The sequence below is a fragment of the Aeromicrobium sp. SORGH_AS_0981 genome, assembly GCF_031453195.1.
GTDB lineage: Bacteria > Actinomycetota > Actinomycetes > Propionibacteriales > Nocardioidaceae > Aeromicrobium.
In genome coordinates this window covers 830,293-844,710 of sequence record NZ_JAVIZD010000001.1, presented here as the reverse complement: position 1 = coordinate 844,710, position 14,418 = coordinate 830,293, and the positions used below count along the sequence as shown (strand labels likewise).

General features: G+C 72.6%; 19 protein-coding genes. 11 read left to right on the top strand and 8 right to left on the bottom strand.

Annotated elements, in window-relative coordinates; genetic code table 11:
* Positions 1–25: 25 nt before the first annotated feature.
* On the bottom strand, positions 26–817 hold the full coding sequence (locus QE370_RS04350) for an HAD-IIB family hydrolase (protein ID WP_253021440.1): 792 nt from the start codon (positions 815–817) through the stop codon (positions 26–28).
* 74 nt (positions 818–891) lie between these two features.
* Between QE370_RS04350 and QE370_RS04345 the strand changes: the two genes are divergently transcribed.
* Positions 892–1,890 carry a LacI family DNA-binding transcriptional regulator gene (locus QE370_RS04345; RefSeq protein ID WP_253021439.1) on the top strand — a complete coding sequence of 333 codons (999 nt, stop codon included), beginning with the start codon at positions 892–894 and terminating at the stop codon, positions 1,888–1,890.
* A gap of 28 nt (positions 1,891–1,918) precedes the next feature.
* Here QE370_RS04345 and QE370_RS04340 read toward each other — a convergent pair whose 3' ends face one another.
* The 4 genes from QE370_RS04340 to QE370_RS04325 all read right to left on the bottom strand — a co-directional run bounded on the left by QE370_RS04340 (position 1,919) and on the right by QE370_RS04325 (position 4,471).
* A complete protein-coding gene (locus tag QE370_RS04340) occupies positions 1,919–3,094 on the bottom strand; it encodes an MFS transporter (RefSeq protein WP_253021438.1) in 1,176 nt (391 codons plus the stop codon).
* 192 nt (positions 3,095–3,286) lie between these two features.
* Positions 3,287–3,457, bottom strand: coding sequence for a hypothetical protein (locus QE370_RS04335; protein WP_202967686.1), 171 nt, complete (start codon positions 3,455–3,457; stop codon positions 3,287–3,289).
* Between the two features lie 155 nt (positions 3,458–3,612).
* Positions 3,613–3,999 carry a universal stress protein gene (locus tag QE370_RS04330; protein ID WP_067860848.1) on the bottom strand — a complete coding sequence of 129 codons (387 nt, stop codon included), beginning with the start codon at positions 3,997–3,999 and terminating at the stop codon, positions 3,613–3,615.
* Between the two features lie 34 nt (positions 4,000–4,033).
* Positions 4,034–4,471, bottom strand: coding sequence for a DoxX family protein (locus QE370_RS04325; RefSeq protein WP_253021437.1), 438 nt, complete (start codon positions 4,469–4,471; stop codon positions 4,034–4,036).
* Between the two features lie 139 nt (positions 4,472–4,610).
* On the opposite strand from QE370_RS04325, the gene QE370_RS04320 reads away from it, so the two are divergent.
* Entirely contained in the window at positions 4,611–5,231 is a 621-nt protein-coding gene (locus QE370_RS04320; protein WP_253021436.1) for a LysE family transporter, read from the top strand.
* A gap of 47 nt (positions 5,232–5,278) precedes the next feature.
* On the opposite strand, the gene QE370_RS04315 is transcribed toward QE370_RS04320, so the two are convergent.
* Positions 5,279–5,758 (bottom strand): NUDIX domain-containing protein, encoded by a 480-nt coding sequence (locus QE370_RS04315; RefSeq protein ID WP_253021435.1) that lies wholly within the window; start codon positions 5,756–5,758, stop codon positions 5,279–5,281.
* A 64-nt stretch (positions 5,759–5,822) separates the two neighbouring features.
* Here QE370_RS04315 and QE370_RS04310 point away from each other — a divergent pair, with 64 nt between their 5' ends.
* The 6 genes from QE370_RS04310 (at position 5,823) to QE370_RS04285 (ending at position 9,958) form a co-directional block, all read left to right on the top strand.
* Positions 5,823–6,743, top strand: coding sequence for an NADP-dependent oxidoreductase (locus QE370_RS04310; protein WP_253021434.1), 921 nt, complete (start codon positions 5,823–5,825; stop codon positions 6,741–6,743).
* A gap of 113 nt (positions 6,744–6,856) precedes the next feature.
* A complete protein-coding gene (locus QE370_RS04305) occupies positions 6,857–7,411 on the top strand; it encodes a PadR family transcriptional regulator (protein ID WP_253021433.1) in 555 nt (184 codons plus the stop codon).
* Positions 7,408–8,100 (top strand): ABC transporter ATP-binding protein, encoded by a 693-nt coding sequence (locus tag QE370_RS04300; RefSeq protein WP_253021432.1) that lies wholly within the window; start codon positions 7,408–7,410, stop codon positions 8,098–8,100. The genes QE370_RS04305 and QE370_RS04300 overlap by 4 nt, the downstream gene beginning before the upstream one ends.
* The gene (locus tag QE370_RS04295) at positions 8,097–9,455 is read left to right on the top strand and encodes an FtsX-like permease family protein (RefSeq protein ID WP_309633564.1); all 1,359 of its coding nucleotides are present in this window, start codon (positions 8,097–8,099) and stop codon (positions 9,453–9,455) included. Before QE370_RS04300 ends, QE370_RS04295 begins: the two co-directional genes overlap by 4 nt.
* Positions 9,456–9,458: 3 nt before the next feature.
* Positions 9,459–9,599 (top strand): hypothetical protein, encoded by a 141-nt coding sequence (locus QE370_RS04290; protein ID WP_309633563.1) that lies wholly within the window; start codon positions 9,459–9,461, stop codon positions 9,597–9,599.
* 47 nt (positions 9,600–9,646) lie between these two features.
* Complete coding sequence (locus QE370_RS04285; RefSeq protein ID WP_253021429.1) at positions 9,647–9,958, top strand: DUF4235 domain-containing protein; 312 nt, start codon at positions 9,647–9,649, stop codon at positions 9,956–9,958.
* Between the two features lie 96 nt (positions 9,959–10,054).
* Here QE370_RS04285 and QE370_RS04280 read toward each other — a convergent pair whose 3' ends face one another.
* Together QE370_RS04280 and QE370_RS04275 are read right to left on the bottom strand one after the other, a co-directional pair.
* Positions 10,055–10,615, bottom strand: coding sequence for a type 1 glutamine amidotransferase domain-containing protein (locus tag QE370_RS04280; protein ID WP_396127798.1), 561 nt, complete (start codon positions 10,613–10,615; stop codon positions 10,055–10,057).
* Between the two features lie 21 nt (positions 10,616–10,636).
* A complete protein-coding gene (locus QE370_RS04275; RefSeq protein WP_067860831.1) occupies positions 10,637–10,933 on the bottom strand; it encodes a WhiB family transcriptional regulator in 297 nt (98 codons plus the stop codon).
* A 178-nt stretch (positions 10,934–11,111) separates the two neighbouring features.
* On the opposite strand from QE370_RS04275, the gene QE370_RS04270 reads away from it, so the two are divergent.
* The 3 genes from QE370_RS04270 to QE370_RS04260 all read left to right on the top strand — a co-directional run bounded on the left by QE370_RS04270 (position 11,112) and on the right by QE370_RS04260 (position 14,405).
* Positions 11,112–12,092 carry a MerR family transcriptional regulator gene (locus QE370_RS04270; protein ID WP_309633562.1) on the top strand — a complete coding sequence of 327 codons (981 nt, stop codon included), beginning with the start codon at positions 11,112–11,114 and terminating at the stop codon, positions 12,090–12,092.
* A 36-nt stretch (positions 12,093–12,128) separates the two neighbouring features.
* Positions 12,129–12,932, top strand: a complete 804-nt coding sequence (locus tag QE370_RS04265; protein WP_253021426.1) for a crotonase/enoyl-CoA hydratase family protein — start codon at positions 12,129–12,131, stop codon at positions 12,930–12,932.
* A gap of 711 nt (positions 12,933–13,643) precedes the next feature.
* Entirely contained in the window at positions 13,644–14,405 is a 762-nt protein-coding gene (locus tag QE370_RS04260; RefSeq protein ID WP_067860826.1) for a class I SAM-dependent methyltransferase, read from the top strand.
* Positions 14,406–14,418 lie beyond the last annotated feature (13 nt).

Sequence of the window (14,418 nt, the reverse complement as noted above, 5' to 3'; positions counted from 1 at the left end):
GACGCGCGAGGCGACGACGCCGGACTCATCGACGTAGCGACTGCAGGAACTGGGCGACGCCGTCCTGGTCGTGGGCAAGGGCTCGGTGAGTGGCGGCGGCCGCGACCTCGGCCGCCGCGTTCCCCATGGCCACCGACGTCCCGGCCGAGCGCAGCATGCCGATGTCGTTGAGCCCGTCGCCGAAGGCCGTGATCCGTGGTGCGCCGACACCGTGCCTGCTCGCCCAACGCAGCATCGCCATCGCCTTGTCGGCGCGGCGCGACGACACCTCGATCACGCCGCCGGCCGAGTCGGTGACCGAGGTGCGGCGGCCGAGGTGGGACCTCAGCCGCTGCAGGTCCGCAGAGCTGTGCGGGGTCGTCGTGGCGATCACCAGCTGGTGGATCGGTCCCGTCGGCCCGTCCGCCGGGGGGTGGTCGAGGAAGCGGGTGATGCTGCGCTGGGTCGCGATGCCCGCGAAGGACGGATCGTGGAAGAAGCCGTCCCCGCGCTCCCACCCGATCCCGCAGCCGGGCCACAGGCGACGTGAGCGGGAGAGCACGTGGGCGACGCGGCGGGCGGGCAGAGGTGCCTCGTCGACCAGCGTGCTCGAGGGGCCCTCGTGCGTCGCGGCACCGTTGGACACGATGAGCGCGTCGACGAGCCCGACGTGGCGCCCGAGCGCTGACCGCGCGAGCCGCAGCGGTCTCGCTGTCGCGACCGCGAGGAGCGACCCCCGCGCCCTCTCCTCTCGCAGTGCCTCGACGGTCGCCGCGGACAGCTGGCCATCGGAGTCGAGCAGGGTCCCGTCGAGGTCGAAGACGAACGCGCGCCGCATGAGGTCAAACGTATAACGTCGGGGGAGGGGCCCCGCTGCTGGACCGACAGGTGGAATGACGAGAGGATGCAGCGATGTCCGAGTCGCCCGAGAGGCCCGCCCGTCCCACGGGGCACGACGTCGCCGCACGGGCCGGCGTCTCCCAGGCGACGGTCTCGCTGGCCCTCTCCGACCCGTCGTCCACGCGTGTCTCCGCGGCGACCCGTGCGCGCATCGTCCAGATCGCCGACGAGCTCGGATACCGACCGCAACGTGCGGGACGAGCCCTCCGGCTGGGCCGCACCGGACTGCTCCTGCTGGCCGTCCCGGACGTCCGCTCCACCTTCTTCGCTCGCGTCCTGCACGGCGCGCAGCGGGCGGCCGAGGAGGCGGGCGCCTCCGTGGTCCTCGCCTCCGGATGGTCAGGACGTCAGGTCTCGGAGGCGGTCGCCGGCGCTCGGTTCGACGGTGCCATCCTGTGCTCGCCGACCGACGGCATGCTCCGCGGCGACCTCGGCGCGACGCCGGTGGTCCTCGTCGACGCCGACCCGCACACGAGCGGGGTCGAGCGCGTCATCACCCTCGACGTCGCCGAGGGCATGAACCTCCTGGTGTCCCACGCCCGCCGACTGGGACACGTGCGCGTCGGTCGGCTCGAGTCATCGATCGCCTCCCACACCTTCCGGGCGCGGCAGCTCGCCTTCGACGTGGCGGCGCAGGACCTCGACGTGGTCCGTGCGCCGGTCGACCTGGAGCAGGGCGTGAGCGGCAGTGCCGCGGCAGCGGGATTCCTGCTCGACCTTCCCGACCCTCCGACGGTCATCCTCTGCGACGACGACGTCATCGCTGCGGGTGTCTACCACGCGGCCCGCGCGCGAGGGCTGAGCATCCCGGGCGACGTCGGCGTGCTCGGCATGGACGACTCGCCGACGGCGCGCCTCCTCGACCCGCCGCTGAGCACCATCTCCTTCCCGGCGGAGGACCTCGGCGCGGGCGGGGTGCGCGCGGTCCTCGACACGGCGGCACCCGTCGCGGCCGTGGCGCCGCCGCGCATCGTGATCCGAGGCTCGGTCACGCGAGTCCGCGTCGGCTGAGCTCGCGCCTCGGGCGACGGGCGCGCAGTCACGTGCGTTCCTCGGCAGTCATCCACCGTCGTAGGGACGCGACGGCGACCAGCAGACCGACGGCTGTCGTGCCGGCTGCGACCCAGGCGGAGCCCGAGAGGCCGCCGTCGGCGGCCAGGCCGGCCAGCGGCGAGCCCACCGCGTTGCCCATCGTGAACAGCGTGACGAGCCAGGCGAAGGCCTCCGTGACGTGCACGGGATCGCAGAGGCGGCCGACCATCGAGAACGACACTGCCAGCAGCGGGGCTAGGAAGACTCCAGTCGCGAACATCGCTGCGAACATCCCCGGGGGGCTCGGGATCGTGACGAGGGTGAGATAGGTGGCGCACATGCCGACGCAGCACACGACCAGGCGTCGGGGGTGCGGCATGGTCCAGCGCAGGGACCCGTAGATCAGGGCCCCGGCGAGCGCGCCGACGGCGTTGACGGCCAGGAGGAGGCCCGCGCCGCCGGGGGAGCGGGTGTCCTCGGCGTAGGAGACGGCCGTGATGGTGAGGGCACCGATCGCCGCCCCCGAGAAGAAGAGCGTCGAGAACAGCAGCACGAGGCCGACGCTGTTCAGGGGTCCGAACCAGTGCCGCTCGCCGGGCTGCGGTCGCCAGAGCCGGGACGGCTCGGAGCGCGCGAACACCAGCGCGCCGGCGACCCCCAGCGCGGCGGCGAGCCACAGGGCGGCCGACGGGCCTACGACGGCCGTGCTGACCGCGACCATGAGGGGGCCGACGATGAAGACGATCTCCTGGGCCGCCGCGTCGAGACTGAGGGCCGCGTCGAGCTGGTCGTCGTCGACCAGGTCCGGCCAGAGGGCGCGGAGGCAGGGCTCGAGAGGTGGCGTCGCGAAGCCGGCGACGAACATCGCGACGCAGATCAGCTGCCAGTGGTCGTCCACGGCGTCGACCGTCAGGAAGCCCACGGCGGCGACGAGGGACGAGACGACGAGGACGCGTGGTTGTCCGCGTCGATCCACCCAGCGTCCCAGCGTGGGTCCACCGACGGCCAGCCCGAGCGCGAAGAGCCCGACCGCAGCGCCCACGCGGTCGAACGGTAGTCCCGCGTCGCGCATGACGAGGGTCGCCGCCAGCGCAGCGATCGCGCTCGGAATCCGTCCGATGAGTCCACTCGTCAGGAGGCGGGGGACGTGCGCTCGTTGCAGGACCGCGATCTGGCTGGTCATGCGAGCCTCCTCTCGACGTCGTGACGGCTCAGCGAGACCTCGGTCAGCTCCCGCGTCGGAGGCATCCTCGTCGTCGACGAGAGATCATACGTATGACTTGACGCGTGGACAAGACCGTCGAGGACCAGCAGACGGGGTGACAGTGAGCCGTCCCGCGACGACCCGCCACGGTGCCTCGGACACCGCCCTCGGTCAGTCGTCGAGCGCGTCCAGCTCGTCGAGCGCCTCGCGGGCTCGGGCGAGGCGGGCGGCGGGCTCGTCGTCCCACCAGCGGGGTCCGCGCTCCCCGAGACCGTGCTTCGCCAGGCCGACGCGGTGCCGGGCGGCCGCCACTGCGTCGTCGTCGCCCGCCTTCTTCGCCACGCGCACGCCGGAGCGGCCGCGACCCAGGTGCGACGTCAGCCGCTCGACGACGTCGTCGGGCAGGCAGGGGTCGGTGCGGCGCCAGCGTCGACCCCTGACGACGAAGTAGTGCTCGTCCTCGGCAGGGCCGTCCGAGGGGCCCGCGTCGCTCAGGGTCAGGCCTTGACGGCCACGACGGGCGCGTCGGCCTCGAGGAGGATGCGCTGCGAGGTGCTGCCGAGCACCAGCTTGCCGACGGGCGAGCGGCGGCGCTGGCCGATGACGACGAGCGACACGTCGTCGCCCTTCGCGTGGTCGAGGATCGAGTCAGCGGCACCGCCCGCGCCGCGGAAGTGCACGACGTCGCCCTCGACGCCGGCCTCCGCCAGCCGCGCCTGCAGCGCGTCGATCTGCTGCTCCTCGGAGATCGCCTCGGCCGTGTCGGCGCCCGGCGTCGCGACCACCGTGAGCCGCGCGGAATCGCGCTGGGCCTGAGCGAGTGCCCATGCGAGCGCGGCCTCACCCTCGGGGGTCGGGACGTATCCGGCGACGATCGTGGTCATGCTTCCTCCTGGTCGGTCCCTCCCACCGTAGCCCTCAGCGGCGGCCACGCGCGGCGAGCGCGTCGACGCTCCAGCGGCCGGGTCCGACGAGCGCGAGCAGGAACGCCACGGCCGCGAGGACGAGCACGAACTCCGACCCGCCGTCGGAGACGAGGAACGCGTCGCGGTGGGCGTACCAGGCCGCGCCGAGCATGCCGAGCCCGAGCAGCGGGGCGACGACGGTCGTCAGCGCGCCGAGCACCAGCAGGGCCCCGCCGACCACCTCGAGCGTGGCCAGCGCGACCGCGGACACGTCGGCCAGCGGCACGCCCATCGCGGCGAAGCCGTCCTGCGTCCCGCCGATGCCGCCGGACCACTTCTGCCAGCCGTGGACCACGAACGTGACGCCGACGACCGCCCGCCCGATGAGGAGGCCGAGGTCCTGCGCGGTGGCGTGTCGGCGGTGGTCGAGCGTGCGAGCGATGGTGGACATGGGAACCCCCGAGGTATGTGGACGGTACGTGTGAGGGACGAACGACTATGGGGTCGAGTTCCGCGCGGCCCGTGTGAGGCGAGTCGCGCGAGGTCGTGAAGGGGTCCGCGCGAGCGGCCACGAGGCCTACGATCCTCGGGTGGCGACCTACCTCTCCTTCCTGGCCTTCGCGGCGCTCCTCGCTGTCGCGCCGGGCCCCGACACCTTCCTGACCCTGCGCGCCAGCGTGGTCGGCGGACGACCTCGTGGACTGTTCACCGCTGCCGGCATCTCGACGGCCGGTGCGCTGCAGGGTCTGCTGGCCGCGATGGGACTCGGTGCGGTGCTCGCGGCGTCGGAGCCGGTGTTCCAGACCATCCGCTGGGCCGGTGTCGTCTACCTGACGTGGCTGGGCGTCGGCGCCCTGCGCGCGGCGCTGCGTCGCGACGGGTCGGCCTGGACCGTCGGTTCCGGTCGTGCCCAGGTCCGCCGCCGTACCGCCTTCCGGCAGGGCTTCGTCTGCAACGTGACGAACCCGAAGGTGCTGGCGTTCAACCTGGCCGTGCTGCCGCAGTTCGTCGGGCGCGACCAGGGGGTCGCGGTGCTCGCGGCCTACGCCTTGACGCTCGTGGTCGTTGGCGCGGTGGTGCTGCTCGCGGTCGTCCTGGCGGCCTCGGGTGCGGCGTCGCGCATCGCGCGCCCCGGCTTCCGCCGCGGGGTGGACGGCGGGACGGGTGTGGTCATGCTCGGCTTCGCCACCGCGCTCGCCGCCGAGGGCTGACCGGCCACGTCCCCCCGATTCGGGACGTCATCGCCCGAACGGCGCGCTCAGATGGGCGATGACGTCCCGAATCGGGCGGAGGGCTCGTCGGAGAGGCCGGCGTCGACCCGTCCCCGCATCTCCTCGGTCATCTCCGGGAGCGCGTCGCGGGGGAACCAGCGGGCGTCGGTGTTCTCGCCGTCGGCGGGGTGCGGCTCGCCCGACACCCACTCCAGGCGGAACGTCAGGTCGACGAACTGCGTCCGGTCGCCGTTGGGGTAGACGACCTCGTCGGTCACGCCCACCGACGCGAGCCGCACGGGCCGCGCCACGACGTCGGCCTCCTCGAGCGTCTCCCGCACGGCGGCGTCGGCCGGCTCCTCGCCGGGGTCGATGATGCCCGTGACCGGCGTCCACTGGCCCGTGTCGGCGCGACGCACCATGAGCACGTCGTCGCCGCGCGTGACCACCGCCGTCGTCCCTGGGAGCCAGAGCGGGTCCGTGCCGATCTTGGCGCGGAGGGCGAGGACGAAGTCCGGGGTGGCCATGCCTCGAGCCTAGACGTCGCGGAATGGTCCACCGGTCGCGTCCGTTGACATCTCCATGCGTGCCATGACCTATGCCCAGTACGGCGACGACGACGTCCTCGAGCTCACCGACCAGCCGACCCCCAAGGTCGGGCCGGGCGAGATCCTCGTGGAGGTGCGCGCCGCCTCGGTCAACCCGGTCGACTGGAAGCTGATGAGCGGCGGCCTCGACGCGATGATGGACGTCCGCTTCCCGGTGGTCCCGGGCTGGGACGTCGCCGGCGTCGTCTCCGCCGTCGGGATCGACACCCCCGAGTTCGCGGTCGGTGACGAGGTCGTCGCCTACAACCGCCAGGACTACGTGCACCGCGGCACCTTCGCCGAGTACACGACCGTCCCGGTGCGCGCCGCCGCCCGGAAGCCGCGCGACCTGTCGTGGGAGGAGGCGGCGTCGCTGCCGCTCGCCGGACTCACGGCGTTCCAGGCGCTCGAGCGGCTCGAGGTCGGCCCTGAGGACACGGTGCTCGTGCACGGCGCCGGCGGTGGCGTCGGCTCCTTCGCCGTACAGCTCGCCGCGCGCGCCTTCCGGGCCCGCGTGATCGGCTCGGCGTCCGCGTCGCAGCACGACCGCATCCGCGACCTCGGCGGCGAGCCCGTCGAGTACGGCGACGGTCTCGTCGACGCGGTCCGCGAGCTCGCGCCCGACGGCGTCTCGGTGGTGCTCGACCTCGTCGGCGGCGTGGTCGAGCAGACCGTCGCCGTGCTGGAGGACGACGGGCGCCACGCGTCCATCGCCGACCCCGACGTGCTCGAGCACGGCGGCCTCTGGCTGTGGGTCCGTCCCGACGCCGACGACCTCGGCCGCCTCGTCGGCCTGGTCGACGACGGCACCGTCCGCGTCGAGGTCGACGGCGTCTACGACCTCGAGGACCTCGCCGACGCGTTTGCGCGCAGCCGCGAGGGCCACGTCCACGGCAAGCTCGCCATCCGCGTCAGCAACGGCTGAGCCGCCGCAGCGACGTCGACGCCCTCCCACCCCTCGGGTGGGAGGGCGTCCTGCGTCCGCGGGATCTCACGCAACTCTTCACCACATGAATACACGATGTGTATAGTCGCGCCATGGCTCTCGCTCACGTGCTGCTCGGCATCCTCGCCGACGGACCCGCGCACGGCTACGACGTGAAGCGCGCCCACGACGCCCGCTTCCCAGCAGCCAAGTCGCTCGCGTACGGGCAGGTGTACGCGACGCTCAGCAAGCTGTCGGACGACGGGGCGGTCGAGGTGGTGGAGACCGCTGACCCGTCCGGCGGTCCCGAGCGCACCACCTACGCCCTCACCGATGACGGGCGCGCCCGTCTGGAGGCCTGGCTCGACGACGTCGAGCCGCCCGCTCCGGCGGCCGCGGACGACGTGGTCCGCAAGACGATCACCGCGCTGCACGCAGGGGGCGATGCCGTCGGCTACCTCCGCCGACAGCGCGAGGCCCACCTCGAGGCCATGCGCCGGCTCGTGCGTCAGCGTGACGGCGCCACCGACGTCGCCGCGCGCGTCAGCGTCGACCACGCCGTCGCGCACCTCGATGCCGACCTGCAGTGGCTCCAGGCCGCCGCCGACCGCTTTGCGCGAGCCTCCCTCGAACCCCGACGCCCCTCCAGTGCAGGAGCCACCCGATGACCACGTCCCCGCCCGCCGTCGTCGCACGCGCCCACGAGGTGCACCAGTCCTACGGCCGTTCGCTCGCCCTCGCAGGCGCCTCCGTCCAGGTGGCGGAAGGTGAGCGGGTGGCGGTCACCGGGCGGTCCGGGTCCGGCAAGTCGACGCTGCTGCTCGCCCTGGCGGGTGTCCTCAGGCCGCAGTCGGGGACGGTCGAGGTCGTCGGGCACGACCTCGACACCCTCGACGACGCACAGCGCACGCGGCTACGGCGGCGCGAGATCGGTCTGGTGCTCCAGTTCGGGCAGCTCGTCCCCGAGCTCACAGCCCTGCAGAACGTGGCCTTCCCGCTGCTGCTCGAGAAGTCGGCTCGAGATGCGGCCGAGGCAGCCGCCCACCACTGGCTGGATCGGCTCGGGGTCGGGGACCTCGCCGGCGAGCGGCCGGGCGCCTTGTCGGGCGGTGAGCAGCAGCGGGTCGCGATCGCCCGCGCCCTCGTCACCTCGCCCCGTCTCGTGCTGGCGGACGAGCCGACCGGCGCGCTCGACACCGTCACCGCCGAGGAGGTGATCGACGTGATGCGCTCCGCCACCGCGGAGTCCGGCGCGGCCCTCGTCGTCGTCACCCACGACAATCGCGTCGCCGCAGCCCTCGACCGCGAGGTCGTGCTGCGCGACGGTCGTGTCGTCAGCGAGGAGACGGCCCGATGAGGACCGTCGTGCCCGCGCTCCTGCGCGCCGGGGCAGGGTCGCGCGCGCTGGTCGTGGTCGCCGCGACCGCGGTCGCGACCGCCGTGCTCATGGCGGCCGCGTCGATCGCGATGCTCTGGTTCGACGGCGTCCCCTCCGACCTCGTGGTCGACGCCGTCGGCTACGGCACCGACCTCGAGGCCGTCAACTGGATCGTCGCCGACCCAGGGACGCGCGGCGGCGTGCTCTTCGGCGCGATCGTCCTCGTGCTGCCCCCGCTGCTGCTGCTCGACCAGGCGGTGCGGCTGGGCGCCACCTCCAGGCAACGACGCGACGCGGCCCTCCGGCTCGCGGGGGCCACCCGGCGCGACGTGCGAGCCCTCGCGGCCCTCGAGGTGGCGCTGCCCGCGCTCGTCGGAGGAGTGCTCGGCATCCCCGCGTTCCTGCTGCTCCGGTCCCTGCTCGCGGGCCCGGGCTTCCTCGCCCCGACGTCGTTCCCGCCTTTGTGGCTCGTCCCACTCGTCCTCGTCGGAGTCGTCCTGGTCGGCGCCGGTGTCGGTGCGCGAGCGGGCCAGGACGACCCGCTGGGGGTCACACGCCGGGTCGATCTGCGCTCGGGGTTGTCGTGGCGGGGTCCCGCAGCGCTGGTCGTCGGTGCCGTCCTGCTGGTCACGCAGCTGGGGTCCGGGTACGGCAGCGACCTCTACCTCGTGCTCACCTTCGCGGCCCTCGGACTCATCGTCCTCGGCCTGGTGGGCTCCGCGCCATGGGTCGCCTACGGCGTCGCCCGTCGTGCTCTCCGACGTGCGAGCACGGCCCCCGAGCTCCTGGCGGCGCAGCGCGTGCTCGTGGCTCCTGGTGCCGCCGGCAGGGCGGCGGCTGGTGTCGGCGCGATCGGACTCACGCTCGGGACCACGGCCGTCTTCTCGGGGGACGTCATGGCGATGGGCCAGTGGGGCGGCGGTGACACCTATGACGTCGGTGCGGTCGCCACCGCCGTGGCGGCCCTCGTCGCGCTCGCGGTGGTCGCCGGCTCCCTGGCCGTGCACGCCGTCGAGTCGATCTGGGAGTCGCGCCGGGAGACAGCCTTCCTCGCGGCGACGGGCACGACCCAGGCCGACCTCGACCAGGCGCTCCTGCGCCAGGTGCGGCTCGTCGCCGTCCCGCTCGGCGTGACGGGTGCGACGATCGGTGCCCTCGGCTACTCCGGTCTGCTGCTCGTCGGGGAGTCGCTCGCCGGACCCCGGCTGGTGGCGGTCGTCGTCGGGATCCTCGGCACCTGGGCGTGCGTCAGCCTCGCAGCTTGGGCGGCCGCCCGACTCGTCAGGCCGGTGGCGGTCGACGCGGCCCGCCCAGTGCACCTGCGGACGGAGTAGGCCGTGGACCGATTCACCACGGCGACCCGACGTCGCGCTGCGCTCAGCCGACGCCGGCAGCGCGTGCAGCAGGTCGTGGCCACGGCGCTGCTCGGGTCGGCGTTCACCCGTCCCGACGTGGTCCGCCGTCGGGACGACGCCTGATCGTCGCCGGGGTGCGCGCGCCCGTGCGGATGGCTACCGTCGGTCCCATGCCCAGTCGCGCACCCTCGAAGCAGCCCAGCACCTCGGCCAAGCTCCTCTACCGCCCCGTGGGGATCGTGAGCTCGATCCTCGGCGGGCTGCTGTCGAGCCTGATCTTCAAGCAGATCTGGAAGCGGGTCAGCCCCAGCAGCGACGAGCGCTCCGACGCACCCGGCCCGCTCGAGAGCGAGTACCCGATCAAGGAGATCCTCGTCGCAGCGGCGCTGCAGGGCGCGATCTACGCCGTCGTCAAGGCGGTCATCAACCGCCAGGGCGCCCGGACGTTCGAGAAGGTCACCGGCGAGTGGCCCGGCTCCTGACGCGCCTCGCGCACGACGAAGGCCCCTCGGTCGACGAAGGCGCTGTCACCCCGGTCGGGTGACAGCGCCTTCGTCGTCGTTCGGGGGTCGCGGGGTTCAGCCCGCGAAGACCTCCACGAGCTTGGCGTTGAACGCCGGGATGTCGTCGGGGTTGCGCGAGGTGATGAGGTCCCAGCCGTTGGCGGGGCAGTGGAACACCTCGGCGTCCTGCCAGGTGCCGCCGGCGTTCTTCACGTCGGTCGCCAGCGACGGGAACGACGTGAGCGTCTTGCCGGGGAGCACGTCGGCCTCGACCAGCGTCCACGGTGCGTGGCAGATCGCGGCCACCGGCTTGCCGGCGTCCACGAACGCCTTGACCAGCGCGACCGACGTCTCGTCGGAGCGCACCTTGTCGGCGTTCACGGTGCCGCCGGGCAGCACCAAGGCGTCGTAGTCGGACGCCGAGGCGTCAGCCACGGCGACGGTCGCCTCGAACGTGGCGTCCTTGTCGGTGTCGTTGACCATCGACTGGACGGTGCCGGCCTCGGGCGCGATGTGCACGGGTGTGCCACCGGCCTCGACCACCGCCTTCCACGGCTCCTCGAGCTCGGGCTTCTCCACGCCGATCTCGGCGGTGAGGAAGGCGATCGTCTTGCCGGACAGGGATGCGTCGGACACGGGGAGTCCTCTCGGTAGGGGTCAGGCAGCGCGGTGAGGGTGCGGGCTGCGGCTGAGGATGTCGCGCCGCTCGGCCTCGCTGAGCCCTCCCCACACACCGTACGGTTCCTGCACCGAAAGCGCGTGTTCACGGCACTGCTCGATCACCGGGCAGCGCAGGCAGAGTGCCTTCGCGGCCTGTTCTCGGCGGGCCTTCGGCGCTCCGCGCTCGGCCTCCGGGGAGAAGAAGCTCTCCGGATCGACCTCACGGCAGAGACCGTCGTACTGCCAGTCGTACGTCTCCTGCAGCGGCATCGGCAGGCGTCTGATGTTGACCATTTCGTGCCCCCTCTCGGTCGCGTCGGAGTCTCCGGCGACCTTGATGGGCTCCGGGACGGAGAGGCTCCGACCAGAAACACAACTTGCTCACAATCTATGCACCTTGAACCAGAATGGCAAGATCCTGGATCCTCCGTAACATGAGCAACCTACCCAGGAAGGCTGGGAGGTGGCGTGGGTGAAGGAAACACCAGGACGTCCCGAGGAACCCCGTCAGCCCGCGGGACAGTGGAGCGACGTCGCCGACGCCGGCACTGACCTGACGTGGGGCGTGGGAGCGGTCTCCTCGCGACTCGGTGTCGCTGCGTCGACCCTGCGCACCTGGGAGCGTCGCTACGGCATCGGTCCGAGCCACCGCACGCACGGCGGGCACCGCCGCTACACCGAGCGCGACATCACCCGCGTCGAGCTGGTGCGCCGCATGGTCTCGCGCGGTGTCTCGGCGCAGGACGCGGCGCGCGTCGCCCGGCACCTCGACCGCGACGATCTCGCGTCGGCGTTGCGGGGCGAGACCGGCCACACGGCTCAGGTGGAGACCGACGACCTCCTCGACTCCCTGCTCGCCGCAGCGACCGCCAGCGACGAGACACGTATGAAGCAGCTCGTCACCGGCGTGCTGGAGTCGTCGTCCGTGCTCGAGGCGTGGCGCGACGTGCTGTCTCCCACCCTGAGCCGCCTCACGCAGGAGGCCACCCGCGGGAACCTCGAGCGCGACGCGCTGACCCTGGCGCTGCGGGCGGTGCTCGACGCGCTGCTCGAGGTGCGCGGACCCAGCGCCCCGCCCGCCCAGGGTGGGCTCAAGCCGCAGGTGCTGCTCGCGACGTTCACGGAGGAGTCGCAGGCGCTCCCGTTCGTCGCCTGGGCGGCCGCGCTCGCGCAGGCCGACGTCGTGCTGCGCGTCATCGGTCCCGACATCGGCCCGCGGGAGGTGCTCGACCTCGCCTGGAGGCTGTCTCCGTCGGTCGTCGTGCTCTGGAACGCTCCGGGCGACTCGGCGGGGATCGTGCGTCACCACGTCGAGAACGGTGGACGCGCCGCCTTCATCCGGGCCACTCCCGGCTGGCCCGACGAGCTGCGGATCCGCTACGGCACCGAGGCCCCCGAGGTCGCCGCCGACGTCGGCACCGCCGTGCGCAAGGTCCTCGACCGCGTGCGCTGACCGCGACCGCGTCGGGGCGAGGTCTAGCCTGGGTCCATGACCACGTCTGCCGTCCTCACCCGCATCGACGGGCCCGTCGCCTACGTGAGCCTCAACCGGCCCGACAAGCTCAACGGCGTCGACTTCGACGTCCTGCAGGGTCTGCTCGACGCCGCCGCCGAGGTGCGCCGCGACCGCGGCGTTCGCGCCGTCGTGCTCCAGGGCGAGGGCGACTCCTTCTGCGCCGGCCTCGACTTCGCGTCGGTGCAACCCCAGCGGGCAAAGGTCGCCCGGTTCTTCCTCACCCTGCCCTGGCGGGCGACGAACGGCTTCCAGCAGGCGCTCTGGGCCTGGCGCGAGTTGCCGGTGCCCGTGATCGCCGTGACGCACGGCCACGTGTTCGGTGCGGGCATCCAGCTCGCGCTCGCCGCCGACTTCCGCTTCACCGCGCCCGACGCGCAGTGGTCGCTCCTGGAGGCCAAGTGGGGCCTCGTGCCCGACATGAGCGGCACCGTGCCCCTCGTGGAGCTGGTGGGCGCCGACGTCGCCAAGCGGCTCGCGATGACCGGTGAGACCGTCTCGGGCGCCGAGGCTGCGGAGATCGGTCTGGCGTCCGGCGTCGCCGACGACCCGCTGAAGCCGGCGCTGGAGCTGGTCGACGCGATCGTCGCCCGGTCGCCCGACTCCGTCGCAGCCAGCAAGAAGCTGCTCAACCAGGTGCGCCTCGGCGGGCTGCGCTCCGCGTTCCGCCGCGAGCGCCTCTACCAGCTCGCCATGTTCCGCTCCCCGAACACCGTGATCGCCCGCAAGGCCGGGATGAAGCGCGAGCAGCCGGAGTTCGGCCCCCGCACGTTTGGCTGAACCTGAAGGCGCCCAGCGCCTGAACGGTGAAGCCAGGTCGAGTGGTGCACCGGCGAAGCCGGTCCCGCCGTATCGAGACCAGCGGTGAGTGTTGCTGGTCGAGTAGTCGACGCCGCGACGGAGGAGCTGGCGGAGACGTATCGAGACCATTCCAAGTTTTCGCTGGGAGCCGGTTCGCGCCGAGCCGCTGCCGGGTGGTCTCGATACGCAGCCACGGCGCTCCTTCGTCGCGCGTGGCCGCTACTCGACCAGCGGTGAGTGTTGCTGGTCCAGTAGCGCGGAGCCGTGAGGGAGGAGCGTGCTCCGGGTGTATCGAGACCACTCCAAGCGTTCGCTGGGGGTTGGTTCGCGCTGGGCTGCTGCCGGGTGGTCTCGATACGCGGCGACGAGCTCGCTGGCGCTCGCCGTCGCCGCTACTCGACCAGCGAGACAACCGTTGGTCGAGTAGCGCGGAGCTGCGACGAAGGAGCGTGGTCCGGGCGTATCGAGACCACTCCGAGCGGTCGCTGGAGGTTGGCTCGCGCTGAGCTGTTGCCGGGTGGTCTCGCTCCGTCGCGGCTACGCCCCTCGTGCGACGGCTCCATCGCAGGGACCTCGCAAGCTCGTCCCTGCTACTCGACCAGCGGTGGGCGCGGCTCCGTAGCACCGACCGGCGGAGGGCGGGGCGCACCGCACGGGCTGGGGGCGGGGTGCGTTGTTAGGCTGGCGCGCGTGACGGACGAGAAGCGCAAGAAGGTTGCCGACCAGTACGACCGCGGCTACGACTACACGGCCTACTGGGACAACCGCGACTACGAGCACGCTGCCGAGGAGGCGGCGATCCGCCGTCTGCTGGACGGCCGTCACTTCGGCCGGGCGGCCGACGTCGGCGGCGGCTTCGGCCGGCTCTGCCTGCTGCTGCGCGAGTACGCCGACCACGTCACGCTCGCCGAGCCGAGCCGCACCCAGCTGGAGGCGGCCGAGCGCGTGCTCGCCGGCACCGACATCGCGCAGGTGCAGATGCAGGCCGACGACCTGCAGTTCGACGACGCCTCGCTCGACCTGCTGACGATGGTGCGCGTCATGCACCACATCCCCGAGCCGACCACCGAGTTCTCCGAGATCGCGCGGGTGCTGAAGCCCGGCGCGACCGCCCTCATCGAGGTCGCGAACTACGGCCACTTCAAGAACCGTCGCCGGTTCAAGAAGGAGGGCAAGGCCCTGCCGAAGGAGCCCGTCAGCATCCGCACGGCCACGGCCGAGGAGCCCGACGCGATCGCGTTCGTCAACCACAACGTCGACACCGTCGTCGAGCAGCTCGCATCCGCCGGGCTGCACCTGGAGCGCAAGCTGTCGGTCTCGAACCTGCGCAGCGAGAAGCTGAAGAAGGCGCTCCCGACCGGTCTGCTCGTCTCGGTCGAGAAGGCCCTGCAGGAGCGGCTCGCGTCGCGCGACTTCGGCCCGAGCATCTTCCTCGAGCTGCGCCGCCGCTGACCGCCGACCAGTA

Bases quoted from the DNA above. Each gene is read 5' to 3' on its own strand.
- QE370_RS04350 (WP_253021440.1), bottom strand. From the start codon at position 817: ATGCGGCGCGCGTTCGTCTTCGACCTCGACGGGACCCTGCTCGACTCC.
- QE370_RS04345 (WP_253021439.1), top strand. From the start codon at position 892: ATGTCCGAGTCGCCCGAGAGGCCCGCCCGTCCCACGGGGCACGACGTC.
- QE370_RS04340 (WP_253021438.1), bottom strand. From the start codon at position 3,094: ATGACCAGCCAGATCGCGGTCCTGCAACGAGCGCACGTCCCCCGCCTC.
- QE370_RS04330 (WP_067860848.1), bottom strand. From the start codon at position 3,999: ATGACCACGATCGTCGCCGGATACGTCCCGACCCCCGAGGGTGAGGCC.
- QE370_RS04325 (WP_253021437.1), bottom strand. From the start codon at position 4,471: ATGTCCACCATCGCTCGCACGCTCGACCACCGCCGACACGCCACCGCG.
- QE370_RS04315 (WP_253021435.1), bottom strand. From the start codon at position 5,758: ATGGCCACCCCGGACTTCGTCCTCGCCCTCCGCGCCAAGATCGGCACG.
- QE370_RS04310 (WP_253021434.1), top strand. From the start codon at position 5,823: ATGACCTATGCCCAGTACGGCGACGACGACGTCCTCGAGCTCACCGAC.
- QE370_RS04305 (WP_253021433.1), top strand. From the start codon at position 6,857: ATGGCTCTCGCTCACGTGCTGCTCGGCATCCTCGCCGACGGACCCGCG.
- QE370_RS04300 (WP_253021432.1), top strand. From the start codon at position 7,408: ATGACCACGTCCCCGCCCGCCGTCGTCGCACGCGCCCACGAGGTGCAC.
- QE370_RS04295 (WP_309633564.1), top strand. From the start codon at position 8,097: ATGAGGACCGTCGTGCCCGCGCTCCTGCGCGCCGGGGCAGGGTCGCGC.
- QE370_RS04285 (WP_253021429.1), top strand. From the start codon at position 9,647: ATGCCCAGTCGCGCACCCTCGAAGCAGCCCAGCACCTCGGCCAAGCTC.
- QE370_RS04275 (WP_067860831.1), bottom strand. From the start codon at position 10,933: ATGGTCAACATCAGACGCCTGCCGATGCCGCTGCAGGAGACGTACGAC.
- QE370_RS04265 (WP_253021426.1), top strand. From the start codon at position 12,129: ATGACCACGTCTGCCGTCCTCACCCGCATCGACGGGCCCGTCGCCTAC.